This is a genomic window from Roseovarius sp. (assembly GCF_965277045.1).
Taxonomy (GTDB): Bacteria; Pseudomonadota; Alphaproteobacteria; order Rhodobacterales; family Rhodobacteraceae; genus Roseovarius.
The window spans coordinates 1,298,186-1,316,001 of record NZ_OZ255712.1 but is presented as its reverse complement, the minus strand read 5'-3'; the positions used below and the strand labels follow the sequence as shown (position 1 = coordinate 1,316,001).

At 64.1% G+C, this 17,816-nt stretch carries 17 protein-coding genes; 9 read left to right on the top strand and 8 right to left on the bottom strand.

The features are described 5' to 3' along the window. From ACQY4V_RS06485 to ACQY4V_RS06475, 3 genes are read left to right on the top strand one after another with little or no spacing between them, the layout of a single operon-like run. On the top strand, positions 1–1,122 hold the full coding sequence (locus ACQY4V_RS06485) for an ABC transporter ATP-binding protein (RefSeq protein ID WP_428516045.1): 1,122 nt from the start codon (positions 1–3) through the stop codon (positions 1,120–1,122). A 4-nt stretch (positions 1,123–1,126) separates the two neighbouring features. Continuing rightward, the gene (locus tag ACQY4V_RS06480; protein WP_428516044.1) at positions 1,127–2,332 is read left to right on the top strand and encodes an aromatic ring-hydroxylating oxygenase subunit alpha; all 1,206 of its coding nucleotides are present in this window, start codon (positions 1,127–1,129) and stop codon (positions 2,330–2,332) included. Further along, positions 2,329–3,105, top strand: coding sequence for a methyltransferase domain-containing protein (locus tag ACQY4V_RS06475; protein WP_428516043.1), 777 nt, complete (start codon positions 2,329–2,331; stop codon positions 3,103–3,105). The genes ACQY4V_RS06480 and ACQY4V_RS06475 overlap by 4 nt, the downstream gene beginning before the upstream one ends. A gap of 79 nt (positions 3,106–3,184) precedes the next feature. Here the strand turns inward: ACQY4V_RS06475 and ACQY4V_RS06470 are convergent, their stop codons facing one another. Both ACQY4V_RS06470 and ACQY4V_RS06465 read right to left on the bottom strand, forming a co-directional pair. After that, on the bottom strand, positions 3,185–4,243 hold the full coding sequence (locus tag ACQY4V_RS06470) for an extracellular solute-binding protein (protein WP_428516042.1): 1,059 nt from the start codon (positions 4,241–4,243) through the stop codon (positions 3,185–3,187). 151 nt (positions 4,244–4,394) lie between these two features. After that, the gene (locus ACQY4V_RS06465; RefSeq protein WP_428516041.1) at positions 4,395–5,786 is read right to left on the bottom strand and encodes an aminotransferase; all 1,392 of its coding nucleotides are present in this window, start codon (positions 5,784–5,786) and stop codon (positions 4,395–4,397) included. A gap of 252 nt (positions 5,787–6,038) precedes the next feature. On the opposite strand from ACQY4V_RS06465, the gene ACQY4V_RS06460 reads away from it, so the two are divergent. Beyond that, entirely contained in the window at positions 6,039–6,662 is a 624-nt protein-coding gene (locus ACQY4V_RS06460; protein WP_428516040.1) for a TetR family transcriptional regulator C-terminal domain-containing protein, read from the top strand. A gap of 178 nt (positions 6,663–6,840) precedes the next feature. After that, positions 6,841–7,755: a glycosyltransferase gene (locus ACQY4V_RS06455; protein ID WP_428516039.1), complete on the top strand. Its 915-nt coding sequence runs from the start codon at positions 6,841–6,843 to the stop codon at positions 7,753–7,755. 16 nt (positions 7,756–7,771) lie between these two features. Here ACQY4V_RS06455 and ACQY4V_RS06450 read toward each other — a convergent pair whose 3' ends face one another. Genes ACQY4V_RS06450 through ACQY4V_RS06440 form a run of 3 tightly spaced genes read right to left on the bottom strand, consistent with a single transcriptional unit; the run spans position 7,772 to position 10,222 of the window. Continuing rightward, the gene (locus ACQY4V_RS06450) at positions 7,772–8,719 is read right to left on the bottom strand and encodes a GNAT family N-acetyltransferase (RefSeq protein WP_428516038.1); all 948 of its coding nucleotides are present in this window, start codon (positions 8,717–8,719) and stop codon (positions 7,772–7,774) included. Continuing rightward, positions 8,716–9,645 (bottom strand): hypothetical protein, encoded by a 930-nt coding sequence (locus tag ACQY4V_RS06445; protein ID WP_428516037.1) that lies wholly within the window; start codon positions 9,643–9,645, stop codon positions 8,716–8,718. Before ACQY4V_RS06445 ends, ACQY4V_RS06450 begins: the two co-directional genes overlap by 4 nt. Position 9,646: 1 nt before the next feature. Continuing rightward, positions 9,647–10,222: an acetyltransferase gene (locus tag ACQY4V_RS06440; RefSeq protein ID WP_428516036.1), complete on the bottom strand. Its 576-nt coding sequence runs from the start codon at positions 10,220–10,222 to the stop codon at positions 9,647–9,649. 214 nt (positions 10,223–10,436) lie between these two features. Here ACQY4V_RS06440 and ACQY4V_RS06435 point away from each other — a divergent pair, with 214 nt between their 5' ends. After that, positions 10,437–10,847: a sugar 3,4-ketoisomerase gene (locus tag ACQY4V_RS06435; RefSeq protein ID WP_428516035.1), complete on the top strand. Its 411-nt coding sequence runs from the start codon at positions 10,437–10,439 to the stop codon at positions 10,845–10,847. After that, complete coding sequence (locus ACQY4V_RS06430) at positions 10,844–11,938, top strand: DegT/DnrJ/EryC1/StrS family aminotransferase (protein WP_428516034.1); 1,095 nt, start codon at positions 10,844–10,846, stop codon at positions 11,936–11,938. The genes ACQY4V_RS06435 and ACQY4V_RS06430 overlap by 4 nt, the downstream gene beginning before the upstream one ends. Before the next feature lie 10 nt (positions 11,939–11,948). Here ACQY4V_RS06430 and ACQY4V_RS06425 read toward each other — a convergent pair whose 3' ends face one another. Together ACQY4V_RS06425 and ACQY4V_RS06420 are read right to left on the bottom strand one after the other, a co-directional pair. Next, positions 11,949–12,815, bottom strand: coding sequence for a glycosyltransferase family 2 protein (locus ACQY4V_RS06425; protein WP_428516033.1), 867 nt, complete (start codon positions 12,813–12,815; stop codon positions 11,949–11,951). Next, positions 12,802–13,524, bottom strand: coding sequence for a glycosyltransferase family 25 protein (locus ACQY4V_RS06420; protein WP_428516032.1), 723 nt, complete (start codon positions 13,522–13,524; stop codon positions 12,802–12,804). Before ACQY4V_RS06420 ends, ACQY4V_RS06425 begins: the two co-directional genes overlap by 14 nt. Positions 13,525–13,904: 380 nt before the next feature. Here ACQY4V_RS06420 and ACQY4V_RS06415 point away from each other — a divergent pair, with 380 nt between their 5' ends. Continuing rightward, on the top strand, positions 13,905–14,264 hold the full coding sequence (locus tag ACQY4V_RS06415; protein ID WP_428516031.1) for a hypothetical protein: 360 nt from the start codon (positions 13,905–13,907) through the stop codon (positions 14,262–14,264). 320 nt (positions 14,265–14,584) lie between these two features. Further along, positions 14,585–16,579, top strand: coding sequence for a DEAD/DEAH box helicase (locus tag ACQY4V_RS06410; RefSeq protein WP_428516030.1), 1,995 nt, complete (start codon positions 14,585–14,587; stop codon positions 16,577–16,579). A 51-nt stretch (positions 16,580–16,630) separates the two neighbouring features. Here the strand turns inward: ACQY4V_RS06410 and ACQY4V_RS06405 are convergent, their stop codons facing one another. Beyond that, entirely contained in the window at positions 16,631–17,794 is a 1,164-nt protein-coding gene (locus ACQY4V_RS06405) for a mandelate racemase/muconate lactonizing enzyme family protein (protein WP_428516029.1), read from the bottom strand. Positions 17,795–17,816 lie beyond the last annotated feature (22 nt).

Below are 17,816 nucleotides of genomic sequence, written 5' to 3'. Positions count from 1 at the left end.
ATGAGCGGAAAGAGTGACATGCAAGACGACAAGACGCCGATGATCGAAATCCGCGACGTGGTCAAGAAATTCGGCAGCTTCACCGCGCTGCACGGCATCACCGCCGATATCCGCGAGGGCGAGTTCTTTTCCCTGCTGGGCCCGTCGGGCTGCGGCAAGACGACCCTGTTGCGCACGATTGCGGGGTTCGAGCCCACCACCAGCGGCACCATCGCCATCGACGGCAAGAACATGGCGGACATCCCGGCCAACGACCGGCCCACCAACATGGTGTTCCAGAGCTACGCGATTTTCCCCCACCTAAACGTGGAGGAAAATGTGGGCTATGGCCTGAAGACGCGGAAGATGCCGAAAAAGGACATCGCCCGAGAGGTGGCCGAAGTGCTGTCGCTGGTGGACATGGAAGGCTACGGCAAGCGCAAGGCGCATGAGCTGTCGGGCGGCCAGCGGCAACGCGTGGCGCTGGCCCGCGCGCTGGTGATGAAACCCAAGGTGATCCTGCTGGACGAGCCGTTGTCGGCTCTGGACAAGAAGCTCCGCGACCAGATGCAGGTGGAGCTGCGCAGCCTGCAACGATCGATCGGGATCACCTTCATCCTTGTCACCCACGATCAGGAGGAAGCGCTGATCATGTCCGACCGGATCGCGGTGATGTTCGAGGGGCAGATCGAACAGCTTGATACGCCCGAGGGCCTGTACCGGCGCCCGGTCAACAAGCGGGTCGCATCCTTCATCGGCGTGATGAACTTCCTGTCTGCCGAGGTGACCGATCAGACCGACACTCACGTCACGCTGGACATGGACGCCCTGGGCAAGATCGACCTGCCGCGCGAGAGGTTGGGCGACGACATCAGCCCCGAAAGCATCAGCACCGTCGGCGTCCGGCCCGAGATGCTGACGGTGCTGTTCGACCAGAACGACTGGTCACAGAACAAGGTCGAGGGCGAAGTGGTCGATACCGAGTATTACGGAGACATGACCTATTACAAGGTGCGCCTGCCCGGCCGGGACGCGCCGCTAAGCATCTCGATGCGCAACACGGCGGGCCGGTCGGTGGTGCCGCCCGGCAGCCCGGTCACGGTCGGCTGGGGGGCGGAATCGATCGTGGTCTTCGGAGACTGAAGCCATGCACGTGTCCGACCTGATCGACGCGCAGCGAGACGGCCACGCGATGGCGCAGGCGTTCTATACCTCGACCGCCGTGTTCGAGGCGGACCGCCGCGCGATATTCGGGCGCGAGTGGATGCTGGCGGGGCATGTCTCGGAAATACCGGAGCCCGGCGACTATTTTCTGTGCGACATCCTGAAGGACAGTGTGATCCTGTGCCGCGACCACGCCGGCGACGTGCGGGGTTTTGCCAATGTCTGCCGGCACCGGGGCTCGCGCCTGTGCATCGAGCCGCGGGGGAACGTGCGGCGTCTGACCTGCCCCTATCATGCGTGGGTCTTCAACCTGGATGGCAGCCTGTTCAGCGCGCGGATGCTGGAAGAGCATCACGACAGGGACGCGCTGGGGCTTTTCCCGGTTGCGGTCGAGATACTGGAGGGGCTGATCTATGTCTCGCTGGCCGACGATCCGCCGGATTTCGCGCCGATCCGAAAGGCGCTGACGCCCTGCCTGGCACCGTTCGACCTGGCGAACACCAGGATCGCGCATCGCGAGACCTATCCGGTCGCGGCCAACTGGAAGCTGCTGCTGGAAAATTACAACGAGTGTTACCATTGCACCCCGGCGCATCCGGAATTTTCGCGCAGCCATGTCGCGCATTTGTCCGACGAGCGCATCACCCCGCTGAACGAGGCGATGGCGGCGCGCTCGGCGGCCTGCAACGTGCCCACGGATTTCATCGACTGCGTCGGCAAGCACGCGCCCGCGCCCGGTGTCGATTTCGCCTATAATCGCTATGCCCTTTACGACGGGTTCCTGACCGGAAGCGAGGATGGCAGACCGCTTGCGCCCCTGCTGGGGCAGATCGGCGGCCATGACGGCGGCGCGTCGGATGTCTACGTGGGGCTGCTCAACCCGATGCTGCTCTATTGCGATCACGCGGTGCTGTATCGGTTTCTGCCCATCGACGCGGACACCTGCGCGCAGGAGATCATCTGGATGGTCCATGCCGACGCGCGGGAGGGCCGCGACTATGACCTGGATCGCCTGACATGGCTGTGGGACGTGACCACGAAGGCCGACAAGCGCATCGTCGAGGACAACGCGCGCGGCGTGGCATCGCGGCACTACGTGCCTGGCCCGCTGGTGCCGATGGAGGGCTATGTCGCGCGCTTCATCGACGCCTATCAGACCACCCTGCGACAACACGAGGCCCGGACATGACCGACCTGAATTACGATGACCGCCACATTGCGTTGCTCGAGGCGTTGTGGGGCGAGGGATACCTGTCCCCCGGCGGGCCGGAGGAAGTAGCGCGCGTGGTCGAGCACGCGCCGGTCGCGGGCGCCCGGATGCTGGATATCGGCAGCGGCTCCGGCGCCATCGCCATCTCGCTGATACGTGATCATGGCGCGGCGCATGTCACCGGCATCGACGTCGAAGTGCCCGTCTGCGCGGCGGCGCGACGGCGGGTCGAGGCGGCGGGGCTGAGCGACCGGATCGCGATAGAGCTGGTCGACCCCGGCCCCCTGCCCTTTGACGACGCGACGTTCGACGTGGTGTTTTCCAAGGACTCGATCATTCACATTCCGGACAAGGAAACGCTGGCCGCCGACGTCTTTCGCATCCTCAAACCCGGCGGCTGGTTCGCCGCCTCGGATTGGCTGATGTCCCATGACGACGCGCCCTCGCCCGAGATGGCGGCCTATATCGCGCTGGAGGATCTGGATTTCGCCATGGCTTCTCCGGCGCGGTACGAAAAGGCGCTGGCCGATGCGGGGTTCCGGCACATCGCGCTGACCAACCGCAACCGTTGGTACCTGTCGCTGGCGCGGGAGGAACTGGCCAGTTTTTCCGGTCCGAAGCGGCCCGACTGGGAAAAGGCGCATGGCGCGGACCTGATCGCGTCTTCCATCGAGACATGGGGCGCGATGATCAAGGTCCTGGAAACCGGCGAGCATTGCCCGCATCACCTGCTGGCGCAAAAGCCCGGCTGACACGGACGGCTTGCACTAAGATACAAAACCGCCGCACCCGGTTGGCTGCGGCGGTCTTTTTTCCGGATAGGTATCGGGGTCAGAACCCGGCCTTGATGTTCTCGAATTCCGCGATCATCTTCTCGCGCATTTCCGATCCCGGAGGCGCCTGCCACAGGGTGTTTTCACGCAGGGACTCGTTGCTGTCGAGCCCGACAGATTTGAGCATTTCCTGGTCCATTTCCGCCATCTGCGCGGCGTTGGAATGACCGTAGCCCCAGGCGTTGACGATGTAATCGGCGGTCTTCGGCTCCAGCCATGCGTTGATGAAGTCGTAGAACTTGTCGTCCGACCCTTCGCCATCCTTCAGCTTGACGTAGCCGCAGACCCAGCTTGACGCGCCTTCCTCGGTGTCGCGTTTCATCGCGATGGGATGGCCCTCGCCGCTCATGGTCGCCGAGGTTTCGTTCCAGGCCCAGGCCAGTTCGACCTGGCCCGACTGCATCAGTTGGGCCAGCGACGACGAGCTGTCCCAGTAGGAGAGCACGTTCTGGTGCACCTTGCGCAGGAAGTCGGAGGCGTTCTGGAAATCCTCGTCCGTGGCGGTGGTCCAGTCCTGCACGCCCGTGGCCAGGAAGCCGAGCGCATAGGCGTCATCGACGCTGTCGCCAATCGACACCTTGCCCATCATCGACGGGTCGGCGAAGATCTGCAGCGAACTGACCTGTTCCTCGGTCAGCTTGTCGGTGTTGTAGGTCAGCGCCGTGTTGCCCCAGTCCATCGGGACGAAATAGTATTCGCCGTCCTTCTTGTAGGCTTCGATCTCGCGGAATTCCTCGTTGAGGTCATCCCAGCGGTCGATGCGCGAGGTATCGAGCGGCTCCAGCAGGCCCGCCTCCATCCATTTCGGCACCGACTGCGAACAGGGGTGCGCGGCATCCGCCTTGAAGCCCGAGCGCAGTTTCTGGAACGCTTCCTCCTCGTCGCCGAAGAAGGCGAAGGTGGGCGGCGCGCCGTGTTCTTCGGTATAGGCGGTATAGAACTCGGGATCCTCGTAGCCGGCCCAATCGAACACCGTCAGCTCGGCGTCCTGCGCCATGGCTGTCGTGGTCATCAGCGCGGCGGCGCCTGCGAGCGCGGTAAGCTTCAGTCGTGACATGATCATCCATTTCTCCCTGTTTCTTATTGTACCGGCCCGTCCGGCACGGATGCGGCGGGCTTCTGGCTGCGAAGGCTACGGGGGAAAGGAGACCGATACAAGATTTCTTTGAGCGCTCAAATAATATGCGTACCAACCAGCGCGCCGCGCGTCAGTCCGTGGCCATCTGCGCGGTCACCTCTTCCAAAGCGTCTTCCAGCAGGTCGAACATTTCGTCCACCTGCGCCTCGGTGATGATCAGCGGGGGCGAGAAGACCGCCATGTTGATCAGGGGCCGCACCAGGAGGCCGCGCTTTTCGCAGGCCTCGTCCAGCAGCGCGCCCAGCTTGCGTTCGGCCGCGAGTGACGTGCCGGGCGTGTCGGGCCGCCCCTCGATGCAGCCCAGAAGGCCCATGCCGCGCAGGTCGCCGACGATGGGGAACTTCTCCAGTGCCCGCAGGCGGGCCTGGAATTTCGGCGTGATCGCGCGGGTATGTTCGAGGATCCGCTCCTCTTCCATGATCTCGATGTTCTTCAGCGCCGCGACACAGCAGACCGGATGCGCCGAATAGGTGTAACCGTTGGAAAACAGGACATTTTCTTCCGGCCCGGTCATCCGTTCCATCACGCGGTCCGAGATGATGCAGGCCCCGAGCGGCAAATAGCCCGAGGTCAGCCCCTTGGCGCAGGTGATGATGTCGGGCACGATCCCGAACACGTCCTCCGACGCAAACCAGTGGCCCAGCCGCCCGAAGGCGGTGACGACCTCGTCCGAGATGTAGAGAATGTCGTGCTTGCGGCAGATCTCGAGCGTGCGCTTGTGATAGCCCTCGGGCGGAATGATGACTCCGCCTGAACAAAGGATCGGCTCGGCGATGAAGGCGCCGATCTTGTCGGGGCCGACCTCGGCAATCATGTCTTCAAGATCCGCAACCTTGGCATCGCACCAGTCCTCGACGCTCATGCCGTCGGGGCGCTTGTACGGGTTCACATCGGGCAAAAACCGCACGAGGCGCTTTTCCACGTCAAAGCGGCTCTTGTCGCGTTCCTTACCGGTCACGGTGGACGCAAGGTAGGTCGAGCCGTGATAGCCTTTCTCACGGGCGATGACGATCTTCTTGTCGGGCCGCCCCAAGGCATTGTTCATGAAATGCATCGTGCGCAGGGCGGTGTCCACGGCGGTCGATCCGCCGGTGGTGAAGAAGACGTTGTTCAGGTCACCGGGCGCCAGATCGGCGATTTTCTTGGCGAGGATCGTCGAGGGATCGGTCGTCGTGGTCCAGGGCGAGGTATAGGGCAGCCGCACCACCTGTTCGGCGATCGCCGCCGCCATGTCCTTGCGGCCATAGCCGATATTGACGCACCACATGCCGCCCGGCCCGTCAATGTAGCGCTTGCCGTCGGCATCCCACAGATAAATGCCCTCGGCGCTTTCGATCGGGTGATAGTCGCTCTCCTGCCAAGCATCCATGGCCGCCCAGGGGTGGATCTGGTGATTGCGGTCCCATTCGTTCAGAAGGTCCGGCGAAGTGCCGTTGGTCATGTTGCGGGGAAGCGTTGTCATGTCGTGCTCTCCTAAGTCGTCAGAACGCCCCGGGCGGTGTCGCGCGGGCGCGGTCGGGCCGTCATGGCCCGCCCCGGCGAAGATCGCGTCAGGTGTGTCCACGGTCATGCGCCGCTTTCCTGAGCCTTGGCAACAGTCATAGCGAAGTGGCGATTTGGCGTAAAGTTTTTTTGAGCGCTCAAACAAAAACAATTAGAATGACATTGCCGTGCCGGTATGGAAAAAACGGCACCACCCTGCGGAGGAACGGGATTGACGCAAGACACGACGAAAAGCACCGAAAAGCCACGCAAGGAGCGCAAGGCGAACGCGGACAAGCGCCGGCGGCAATTGCTGGAGGCGACGCGGCGCTCGATCATCGAGCACGGGCTGGCCAAGACGACGCTGGCCACGGTGGCGGCGGAGGCCGGGCTGTCGCAGGGGGTCGCGGTGTTTTACTTCAAGTCCAAGAACGGCCTGCTGGTCGAGACCCTGCGGGCGCATTACGAGTTCTACGACGACACGTGGCGCGCCGCGCTGGAACAGGCGGGCCCGGACCCCATGGACCGCCTGATGGCGCTGATCACGGCGGATTTCTCGGAAGATGTGTGCTCGGCGGAATCGCTCTCGCTCTGGTTCGCGTTCTGGGGGGAGCAGACATTCGTGCCGCAATATGCCGAAGTTTGCCGCGAGTTCGACCGTGACCGCGTGGCGGCGATACGCGAAGCCTGCGCCGCGCTGATGACCGACGCGCCCGAGGAAGAGGTGCACCGAGTGGCGCAGTGGATCGACACGCTGACCGACGGGTTCTGGCAGAATCTGCACCTGCAACCCACGCGCATGACCCCGGCAGAGTGTCTTGCCTCGACCCGCGCGATGATCGACGCGCTGATCTGAGCCGGGCACGGCAGCGGGCGGACAGATCCGTGCGCCGGATCGCGCGACGGCAATTGCACGAACCGGGGCGCAGGGCGTTGATGGGAGGGATGTCATCTGCTACGCGGTTCGAGGTGACTTTCCCAACTTGAGCCCGGGCCGACCGATGCCAACGCCGCCGAAGGCCACATGCCTTCTCTTGACCTATCAACAGCAGGACCACGTCGCCGAAACGGTGCAATCCGCGCTGCAGCAGGACTGCGCGCCGATGCAGATCGTTCTGTCGGACGACGCCTCGCGCGATGATACGTTCCTGCGCATGAAAGAGGTGGTCGACAGGTATGACGGGCCGCACGAGGTCGTTCTGAACCGCAACGAGACAAACCTGGGCGTCAACGAGCATCTAAAGAAATGTCTCGAGATGTGCCGGGAGGACATCATCATCGCCGCCGCCGGCGACGACCTCTATTATCCGCACCGCAACCGGCGGATCCTCGAGGCATTCGCGGCGCACGAGCCGCTATTGGTGTTCTCGCATGCGGATGTGACCACATTGGACGGGGCCCCTGCCCCGGCGCTCTATCGCAAGGCGACGTTCTACTCGACCACGGACCCGTTGGCCGCCGCGAAATCGCTCTCGCTCTACCTTGGCGCCACCTGCGCGTGGCATCGGTCGTTGTATCGCAAGTACGGGCCGATGATGTTCGACAATACCTACGAGGACCTGATCCTCGGATTTCGGGCCGCTCTGGAAGGCCGTGCGCATTTTATCGACGAGGCGTTGCTGACATACCGGATGGGATCGGGGCTGACCAACACGAAACCTCAGCGGTTCACCGCAGAAAGCTACCGGACGCAGCGCCTGCGCGAGATCGAAAGCAACACTTGCGTCTATCGTCAGCGCGCGGCCGACGCAAAGACCTTCGGGCTGGGTGCCGATCAAGAGATTTCAAAACTTCTGGCCGACCGCGTGGCCGATGGCGAGGTACGCGCCGCCTTTGTCGAGAAAGGCTGGGCGGGCCTGGCACCGTATTTCGGCCGTCACCCGCTGCAGGCCATTTCGCGCGGCGTGTCCGAGACACGGCGGCGCAAGAAACGCATGGCGGCGGCCTGACGCCTGATCTCTCGCCTCAGCCGAGGTCCCACCGATATTGAGGAATAGCGAGGCTGCGCGCGCCGAACATTTCCTTCTGACGGGACAGCCCGACATTCAACTCGCGGCCTTCGGCCGTGGTCGAGATGCCGAAGCTGAACCAGTCGCGGTCCGCGAAAGTGTCGTTGACCAGGGACTGCACCACCAGGTCCAGCGCGCCGAGATCGCGCCCATCCCCGGACGAGGCCATGTACTGGCAATGCACGGTTCGCCCGAAATCGAAGAGGACGACACCGGCCAGCATGCGCGCGTCCTCGAAGGCCGCAAAAAGGCGGATCCGCTTGGGAAACGTGGCGTTGAGGCGCGTGATCTCGTCCAGCGAATGGGTTGGCCGTGCGTCGTGGCGCTGACCAAGCACCTCGCCCAGGATATCCCAGAAGGCGGCGAAATCGGTGGTCTCGGAGGTTGTCAGCCCCGCCTTGGCGGCCTTCTTGGCCCCGTATTTGCGGCCGCTGCTGAACGACAGCTTGCGGCGCAGGGGGATGGCCGCGCTCAGGTCGGTGCGGATCTGCCGGGCGCCGGCGTTGCACAGCGCATAGATGTCGGCCTCGGCGGGTTGCGCGTGGAATATATGCGGCACGGGCTTGTAGTTCAGCGCCCCGATCCCCTGTCTGAGAAGGTCGTCGCGCAAGCTGGCGAAGATCTGAACCACCTGTGCGGCCGAGGTCGAGGGCTTGACCAGCAGGCCGCCGAAGGTCAGGCCGCCATGGGATTGCAGCGTGTCGTTCACCCGGTTCGCGGGCAGGCACGCGATGGTCTTGCCGTCGCTTTCGAAGATCAGGGAATGATCGTCGAAACGGTCGGAATGGTAGTCCATGAAGCGGCGGTCGTGCAGGAACGTGCCGTTCGTCGCGGCGGCGACGAAATCGTTCCACGCAACGGAAAGATCGGGCGTGTAGCGCTTGATTTCGATGTCGCCGCTCATGCCGCCTGCCACTTCGCCAGGCCGACCCCTGTGCGCCCCATGTCGTTGCCGTTGTAGATCAGATACCGTGCCCCGTCCGGCGCCCTGATATGCGCGGGATAGCAGGTCATGTCGCTGTCCCAGCTTCCGGGCGCCCCCAGCGGCAGTTCGACGTCGTCCGTACGGGTGAATTCAACGCCGTCCGGCGAGGTAAAACGGAAGGCCGCATATTGCTTGGCGCGGGTGTCGGAGGTCGCGCGCAGTTCCCATGTGCCGTCCTCCAGCCGGGTCGCACGGGGGCGGCCGATGCGGTATTCGTCACCCGAGGGCGTGATGATGCGCTGGGCGGCCGCGTTGTCGAAGCTCACGCCGTCAGGGCTGGTCAGCGTCCAGCAATCGTAACGGGGATACAGCCGCTCGCCGATCTCCTCCCATCCGTTGCCACGGGAGATCCACGCGCGAAAGCGGCCATCCGGCAGGCGGGCGATGGAGTGCAGCGCGCCTATGAAAGGCCCGTCCGGGCAGCGATCAAGTACGGGCGTCGCGCTGACCCTTTGAAAACTGTCGCCGCGATCCCGGCTGATGGCGAGGCCGGTGAAGGCCAGGAATTTCGCCTTTTCCACCAGCTGAAAGCCCACGTAGTACAGCCGCAATTCGTCCGGCGCGATCTCGATCACATCGCCCAGGATAAGACCATTGTCGTCGAACATGCCCGGTGCGCCGAGATCCAACACGGGGGCCGAGGAACTGGCCTTGACCCGGGTGGGATCGTCGGCGGCGACATCGACCCAGCCGATGCGGCTGATGCCGTGTGCGTCGCGCATCCCGCCGAATATCCGTATCGTGTCCTCGTCGCGCAGCCACGGGCATGGCGTCATGAAGGAATGCTGCGCCCAGTCGAGGGTTCCGTCGGGGCTGAAGATATGCCCCTGTTTCAACCAAGCCATATCAGGGCTTGATCCGGTAGTAGCGGTAGGAGGACACCTTGGCGGCCTCGGCCGGATTGCCGTTCAGGATCAGGCCCGGTGTGTCAAAGCTCTTAGTGACGGCGGCGGCCATGCCGACAAGGCAATCCTCGGCCAGGTGGACGTTGTCGGCCAGCGCCGCGTTCACGCCCAGAAAGCTGCGCGCGCCAATGTCGCAATAGCCAGAAACCACGACATGCGAGGAAAGAAAGCAGTTTTCCCGGATGCGTGTCTGGTGCCCGATATGGTTGCCGGACCACAGCACGCAGCCGTCTTCGATCTTCACGCCATGCTGCACCACGTTGTTCTCGAAGATAAAGACGTTCTGGCCCAGCTCGGCGGTGCGCCAGACCATCGCGCGCGGACTGATGAAATTGGCAAGGTGGTATCCGTGCACTTTGGTCGCCTCGATCAGGCGGGCGCGGATCCGGTTGAGCTTGGTCGAGGTGACCGCGACATGGGCGTCGGTCCTGGCCGGATCGAAATGCGACGGGGCGTCTTCGAGCGGGACCACGGGCAGGTCGAACTTGACGGTTTCGTCAAGGTACTCGCGTTCCACCGCGAACCCGACAACAGTGTAGTCGCTGTCGACGGTGAAATACTAATAGGCGATATCCGCGAACTCGCCGGCTCCCACGATCAGGATATCTTTTGACATTCCAAACCTTTCTGTGCCCGGTGGTCCGGGCCGTCTCTCTTCGGTGCCCGGCTATTTCAAATCGTCGTTGCGCGGTTTATAAACATGGACCAATGCAGAAGCGAGTCGTAATCCCTTGCCGCTAAGTGACTGTCGCCTAATAGATTTACCCAAGGTTTCGGACGCGCGGGGCAACCTGACCTTCGTCGAGGGACACAATCACATCCCGTTCGACATCAAGCGGGTCTACTATCTTTACGACGTGCCCGGCGGCGCCGACCGGGGCGAGCACGCGCACAAGGACCTGCACCAGTTCGTGATCTCGATGTCGGGCAGTTTCGATCTGCTTCTGGATGACGGGTTCGAACAGAAACGGTTCCAGCTGAACCGTCCCTATTACGGCATCTATGTCTGCCCGATGATGTGGCGCTACCTGGACAATTTCTCTTCCGGGTCGGTCTGCATGGTTCTGGCGTCTGGCCCCTATGACGAGGACGACTACATCCGCGACCGCGACGAATTTCTCAAAGCGGTGGGGGCGGCGTGAACGTCCCCTTCCTGGATCTTGCGGCGGCCCGGGCGGGGATTCAGGCCGAGCTGGATCGCGAACTTCTGCGTGTCGCGCATTCCGGCAGCTATGTCATGGGCCCGGAGCTGGAGCGGTTCGAAAGCGCCTTCGCGGCCTATGTCGGCGCCGGCGCCTGCATCGGGACGGCCAACGGGCTGGATGCGCTTCACCTGGGGCTTCGCGCGCTGGGCATCGGGCCGGGCGACGAGGTGATCGTGCCGTCGAACACCTATATCGCGACCTGGCTGGCCGTCAGTCAATGCGGCGCGGTGCCGGTGCCGGTCGACCCCGTCGAGGACACGCACAACATCGACCCCGAGGCCGTCGCCGCTGCGGTCACCGGGCGCACGAGGGCCATCCTGCCGGTGCATCTCTACGGTCAGCCAGCCGACATGGACGCGCTGAACGCGGTGGCCGAAACGCACGGGCTGAAGGTGCTGGAGGACGCCGCGCAGGCGCATGGCGCGCGCTACAAGTCGCGCCGTGTGGGCAGCGATGGCACAGCGGCGTGGAGCTTTTATCCCACCAAGAACCTGGGCGCGCTGGGCGATGCCGGGGCGCTGACCACATCGGATGACGATGTGGCGCAGACCGTCAGGTTGCTGCGGAATTACGGCTCGGAACGGAAATACGAGAACGACATCCGTGGCTTCAACAGCCGTCTTGATCCCCTGCAGGCCGCTCTGCTAGCGGTCAAGCTGCGGGTCCTGGACGACTGGACGGAGAACCGCCGCGCCATCGCACGCGCCTACACCGATGCCTTTTCCCGCGCCGGGCTGCACGTTCCTTACGTGCCCAACTGGGCCGAGCCGGTCTGGCACCTTTACGTGCTGCGCCACCCCGACAGGGATCGGTTTCAGGCGCGTCTGTCCGAGGCCGGCATCGGGACCGTGATCCACTATCCCATCCCGCCCCACCTGCAGAAAGCCTACGCCGACCTTGGCTATGCGAAAGGCGCCTTTCCCCTGGCGGAGCGGCTGGCGAACGAGGTCATCAGCCTGCCCATGTGCCCCGGCCAGACCGACGCGCAGACCGAGTATGTCATCCGGCAGGTCGTGGACCTCGCCTGAGACGTCCGGCTTAGCCGCCGGTTCGGCGCAGCGCCGCGATCATCCCGGCAAAGCGCGCGGAATATTTCCGCCTGCGCCGGGCCGAGACGACGGTTGCCGGTGACAGCGTGCGCAGCGCAGTCTTCAGCACCGCCGCGGCGCAGTTGGCCCGCAGCCCGTGTTTGCGCGCGGTGTAGATCTGGGAATATCCCCAGTGCCAGTTCTTGATCCGCTCGGCTTTCACCGACCCGCCCGAGGAAGCGCCCCCGGCGTGGTGCACCGCGGCGTCGGCGACAAATAGCAGGCGGCCCTGGGATCGGGACAGGCGCAGGCTGAGATCGTCATCCTCGAAAAACAGGAAGATCGCGGGGTCGAACCCGCCGATCGCCTCGAACGCGGCCCGGCGCACGAAAAGCGCGGCGCCCGAGAGGACCGGGACGACCGTGTCCTCGGTCAGCTCCCGCTTGGGCAGCCATTGGGCGCGATCCACAAGGTCGCTGCGGCGTTTGACGACCGCCCTGCCCTCGTGGTCCAGGATCCGGGGATTGAAACCTGCCGCATCGGGGTGCCGCTCCGCCGCATCGACCAGCTTTTGCAGCGTGTCGGAACACAGCGTCGTGTCGGGGTTGAGAAACAGAAGGAATTCGGTGTCGGCGCCTTCTGCGCCCCGGTTGCAGGCGCTGCCAAAGCCCAGGTTGCGCGCGTTCTCGACAAGCCGTGTGGACCCGCGCCGCGCCGCCACGAGGCGGTGCAACTCTGCGCGGTCCGCCGACGCGTTGTCCACGATCACCACGGGCGTCGCAGGCGGCACGGAGGCCAGCATGTCGGGCAGGACCTCGGTGCTGTTATAGGCGACCGTGACAATCGTCACGCGCGCTTCGGCATCATTTCGAGGCATGCGAGTGCTGTCTTGCCAGGGCACGGATCCTGTGCCGGTAAAGCGGCCGCAGGATTTCACGGCGCAGTTTTTGCAACAGGCCCTCCTTGCGGCCGATCATGCTGCCGCCAAGCTCGGCGGAAATCTCGCGCACGCCGGACGGCCATACCGTCGCCACGCGGACATTGTGCACCCATTGCATCTGCAGGAAATTGTCCACTGGCCTGTCAAAGCGCTCGGACGCGGCGAGCAGAGCGCGAGCGGCGTCGCGCGTGACCAGTTGCGCGACCATGCCAAGCGCGATCCGGTCGTGGACACGCAGCCCGATCTCGTCCGACGTGGCGATTTCCTCTGTCCGCTCCTCGCGCAGCTTAATGGGGAACCGGATGAAATCCCCCGGCTGGATGTTGGCCAGGGCGAGGTCCAGAGCTCTGGGAAAAACATCCTCCTGAAGGTGCAGGTCGTCTTCGAGGACAAGCGCGGCCTCCAGATCGTCATCGAGGATCTTCTGCCAGCATGCGCGGTGGCTGTGAAAGGCGGCGATCTCCGAGGGGCGCATCGTGAAGGGATAGGTCGGCCGCATCAGTTTGCGGCGATAGCCGTCGGCGTGGGCCTCGCTCATCTGCTGCCCGTCGACGGCGCTGACGACGTGGCATGCAAGCGGGACAGCCTGCATCATGGCTTCGACCTGCGGCAAACGCGCCTCGGCGCGCGCAAGGTGGATGATCATGCACTCGGCTTCCACTGCCCCGGCCTTTCCGCGTAGATGCAAGCAACAGTCCAGACCTACAAGTTCGGGAACCGAGATGCCAGCGCAGGCCGTCCTTCGAGGCGCAAAAAGCGACGGCACCTGACGGCTGTTGGCGACGGCGCGCCGAAGCCCGAAACACACCTTGGACGACTCGCCGCGAACTTTAACCAAAACGAGGCGGTCGGATCGTTCGAGACACCGCACGAGCCGCATCGCGCATTTTGGGTTTTCGGTGTGTCGCGGGAACATGTTCACGCCATGGCGCGTTCAGGTGCTGAAGGTTTACGTTTTGAGTGCATGGTGCATGGGGCGGTTAGACCTAAAAGCGGGAGTTTTACATGACCCTTAATAGTACGTTTTTGAAAACCAGCTCGGTCCTCGGCCTTGTCGTTGCTCTTTCGCAGCCGGCCTACGCGATGCAGTGCGCAGAATTCAACGAGATGGATGAGGCCGGTCAAATGGAAGCACTCGAAACCATGGGTGGCCGCGAGAACATCCGCGACGAAGCGGTGGGTGCCGACGAAGGCGCCGACACGGATTCGTCGAGCGCCACCACGGAACTTGGCGACCCTGACGCTGACAATGGCGGCCGCGCCGCTGCCCGCGCCGCCGCAACCGGTTCGGACGAGGAATTGATGGTCGTGCTGAGGGAAGAGTGCGCAAACAACCCCGAGATGGACATGGCCGGCATGTTCCGCGACGAAGACGAGTCGAAATAAGCGACCCGCGTTATATTGGCGGCTCTAGGAATAGGGCCGCCAAAAACCTCGGCCTCACTACAGGCCGAAACCGCAGACCACACATCAATCAGTGAAATCATCGGCATACGAGGCCGGTCGCCCGTGACAATTTCGTGCGTCGGTCGGCGTGTGTGCCAACCTGCGTTATGTACGTCTATCGGTGCTTCACTGAACAAAGTTATTCAGAAAAGCTGATTAGTGCCTGTACAAAGGCGGCCCGAGCGAATAATGCCCGGCACTTGCCGACAGCCTGAATGCCGCTCGGCCCACACCTCTTTCCCAAGAAAAGCATAGACCTCTTGAAACACACCCTTGCGAATGCGCTGGCCCGTAAGGGCTATGACGTCCTGACCCCTGTACAGCAGGCCGTGACCCAACCGGAGCTGGAGGGCCGCGACCTGCTGGTCTCGGCGCAGACCGGATCCGGCAAGACGATCGGATTCGGGCTGGCGATAGCCTCCACCCTGCTGGACGACGCGGACATATTCGGTCAGGCCGATGCCCCGCTGGCGCTGATCGTCGCGCCCACCCGCGAGCTTGCCATGCAGGTCAAGCGAGAGCTTGCCTGGCTTTACGCCGATGCGGGCGCGGTGCTGGCCTCCTGCGTGGGCGGCATGGACATGCGGGACGAGCGGCGAGCATTGGCGCGCGGCGCGCATATTGTCGTGGCCACGCCGGGGCGGCTGCGGGATCACATCATGCGCGGGTCGATCGACCTGTCGGCGGTGCGGGCGGCGGTGCTGGACGAGGCGGACGAGATGCTGGATCTCGGCTTTCGCGAGGACCTGGAGTTCATCCTGGAGCAGACGCCGGAAGCGCGTCAGACGCTGCTGTTCTCGGCCACGGTTCCCGCCGCCATCGCCAGGCTGGCGCAAAGCTATCAGCGGGATGCCGAGCGGATCTCGACCGTTGGCGAGCAGGCCCAGCATTCGGATATCGCCTACCGCGCGATGACAGTTGCGGCACATGACAACGAGAACGCGGTCATCAACGTCTTGCGCTATTACGAGGCCCCCAATGCCATCGTCTTTTGCAACACACGGGCGATGGTCGCGCGGATGACGACGCGGCTGTCGAACCGGGGGTTTCCGGTCGTGGCCCTGTCAGGGGAGTTGACGCAGAGCGAACGGTCGAACGCGCTGCAATCCATGCGCGACGGGCGCGCGCGGGTCTGCGTGGCCACGGACGTCGCCGCCCGTGGGATCGACCTGCCGAAGCTGGACTTGGTGATCCATGCCGAACTGCCCAGCAGCCATGAGACACTTTTGCACCGCTCGGGCCGCACCGGACGCGCGGGGCGCAAGGGGGTCAGTGCGCTGATCGTCGTGCCCTCGGCCCGCAAGAAGGCGGAGCGCATCCTGAAATTCGCCAAGCTGACCGCCGAATGGACCGCCGCGCCGTCGGCGGCGGAGGTGGACGCGCAGGATCAGGTGCGCATGCTGGACGCCGACGACTGGCAGGCCGAGATCACCGAGGGCGAGCGCGGGTCGGTGGATCAACTGCTTGAACGCTTCACGCCCGAGCAGATCGCCGCCGCCTACCTGCGCCAGTACAAGCTTCGTCATTCCGCGCCCGAGGACCTGAGCCCGGTCGGCACCGGCAAACCCGACAAGCCGAAACCGCGCGCCGCCTTCGGTCCCAGCGTCTGGTTCTCGCTGTCCGAAGGGCGGAACCAGGCGGCCTCGCCCCGGCACCTGCTGCCGATGATCTGCAAGGCGGGCGGGTTGAGCAAGGACGATATCGGCGCGATCCGCGTCGCCGATGACCTGTCCTATGTCGAGATCCGCGAGGCCAGCGTGCCGGATTTCCTGGAGGCGATCGGCCCGGGGATGACGATCGAGGGAAGCAAACAGCTGCGCCGCCTCGACGCGGCTCCGGACCTGCCGCCCTTCCGGCCCGGCAAGCCCGAGCGCCGGTCCAAGGGCAAAACGGGGCCGTCCAAGGGGGACACACGGCCCGTCGATTGGAACGACACGCCCGTACCGCGCCGCCGCAAACCCAAGCCCGAGGAACGCAAGGAACAGAAACCCCCGGCGCAAAAGCGCGAGGCGAAAACGTCCGATCCGGCGGTGCATGCCCCCTTGGGCAAACCCCGACACGGGGCGCGGGGCGCCAAGGACACGCCGGAAGACGCAGGCCAGGCCGGGAAGGCCAAGGCCGGTGGTAAACCTGCCTCCAAGCACGCTGGCAAGGGGCCGCCGCCGCCCAAGGGCAAGCCCAGCAGCAAAAAGAACCGGGCGCGCGCGGCGCAAAAAAGAGCGTCGACGGAAAAACCGGGACCGAAGCGGCGCTAGTATCCATACTCCTGCAGGCAAGCCCGTCTTCGCCTGCACCGCCAACAGGGTTCACTCTGCCAGCGCGCGCATCACGTCGATCAGGTCGGATTTGCCTTCGAAACCGATACCCGGCAGGTCTGGCATGAGGATGTGCCCGCCTTCGACCTGCACGCCGTCCGGGAAGCCACCATAGGGCTGGAAGAGATCGGGGTAGCTTTCGTTGCCGCCCAGACCGAGCCCCGCCGCGATGTTCAGAGACATCTGGTGGCCGCCATGCGGGATGCAGCGCGACGCAGACCAGCCGAGCTGGCCCATCACATCGAGCGTGCGCAGGTATTCGACAAGCCCGTAAGAGAGCGCACAGTCGAATTGCAGCCAGTCCCGGTCGGGGCGCATTCCGCCATGGCGGATCAGGTTGCGCGCGTCCTGATGCGAGAACAGGTTTTCGCCGGTCGCCATGGGACCGGGGTAGAATTCTGCCATCGCGGCCTGAAGCTGATAGTCCAGCGGATCGCCGATTTCCTCGAACCAGAAGAGCGGGTATTGCCGCAGCATCTTGGCATAGGCGATCGCGGTCTCGAGGTCGAAGCGTCCGTTGGCATCGACGGCCAGTTGCGCCTCGGTTCCGATTTCGGTCAGGACCGCCTCGATCCGGCGCTGGTCTTCGTCGATGGACGCGCCGCCGATCTTCATCTTAACGACGGTGTAGCCGCGGTCGACGTAGCTGCGCATCTCATTGCAAAGCGCGGTGTCGTCCTTGCCCGGATAATAGTAGCCCCCGGCAGCGTAGACGAAGACGCGCGGGTCCGCCTCGCGCCCCTTGCGGTCGGCCAGCAGGCGGAACAGGGGCTTTTCCTCGATCTTGGCGATGGCGTCCCAGACGGCCATGTCGATGGTGCCGACCGCGACCGAACGTTCGCCATGGCCGCCGGGTTTTTCGTTCTGCATCATGGCGGCCCAGATCCTGTGCGCGTCCAGATTGCTGCCGTCATCGTTCAGGAGCGATGCGGGGTCGGCGTCGAGGATGCGGTCGCGGAAGCGTTCGCGGATGAGCCCGCCCTGGCCGTAACGGCCATTGGAGTTGAAACCGTAGCCGACCACGCGGCGTCCGTCGCGAACGACATCCGTCACCACGGCCACAAGGCTGGCCTTCATCTTGCTGAAGTCGATATAGGCGTTGCGGATGGGCGACGCGATCGGCTTGGTCACTTCCCGAATGTCGACGATTTTCATGGGCGTGTCCCTTCTTCGGGCG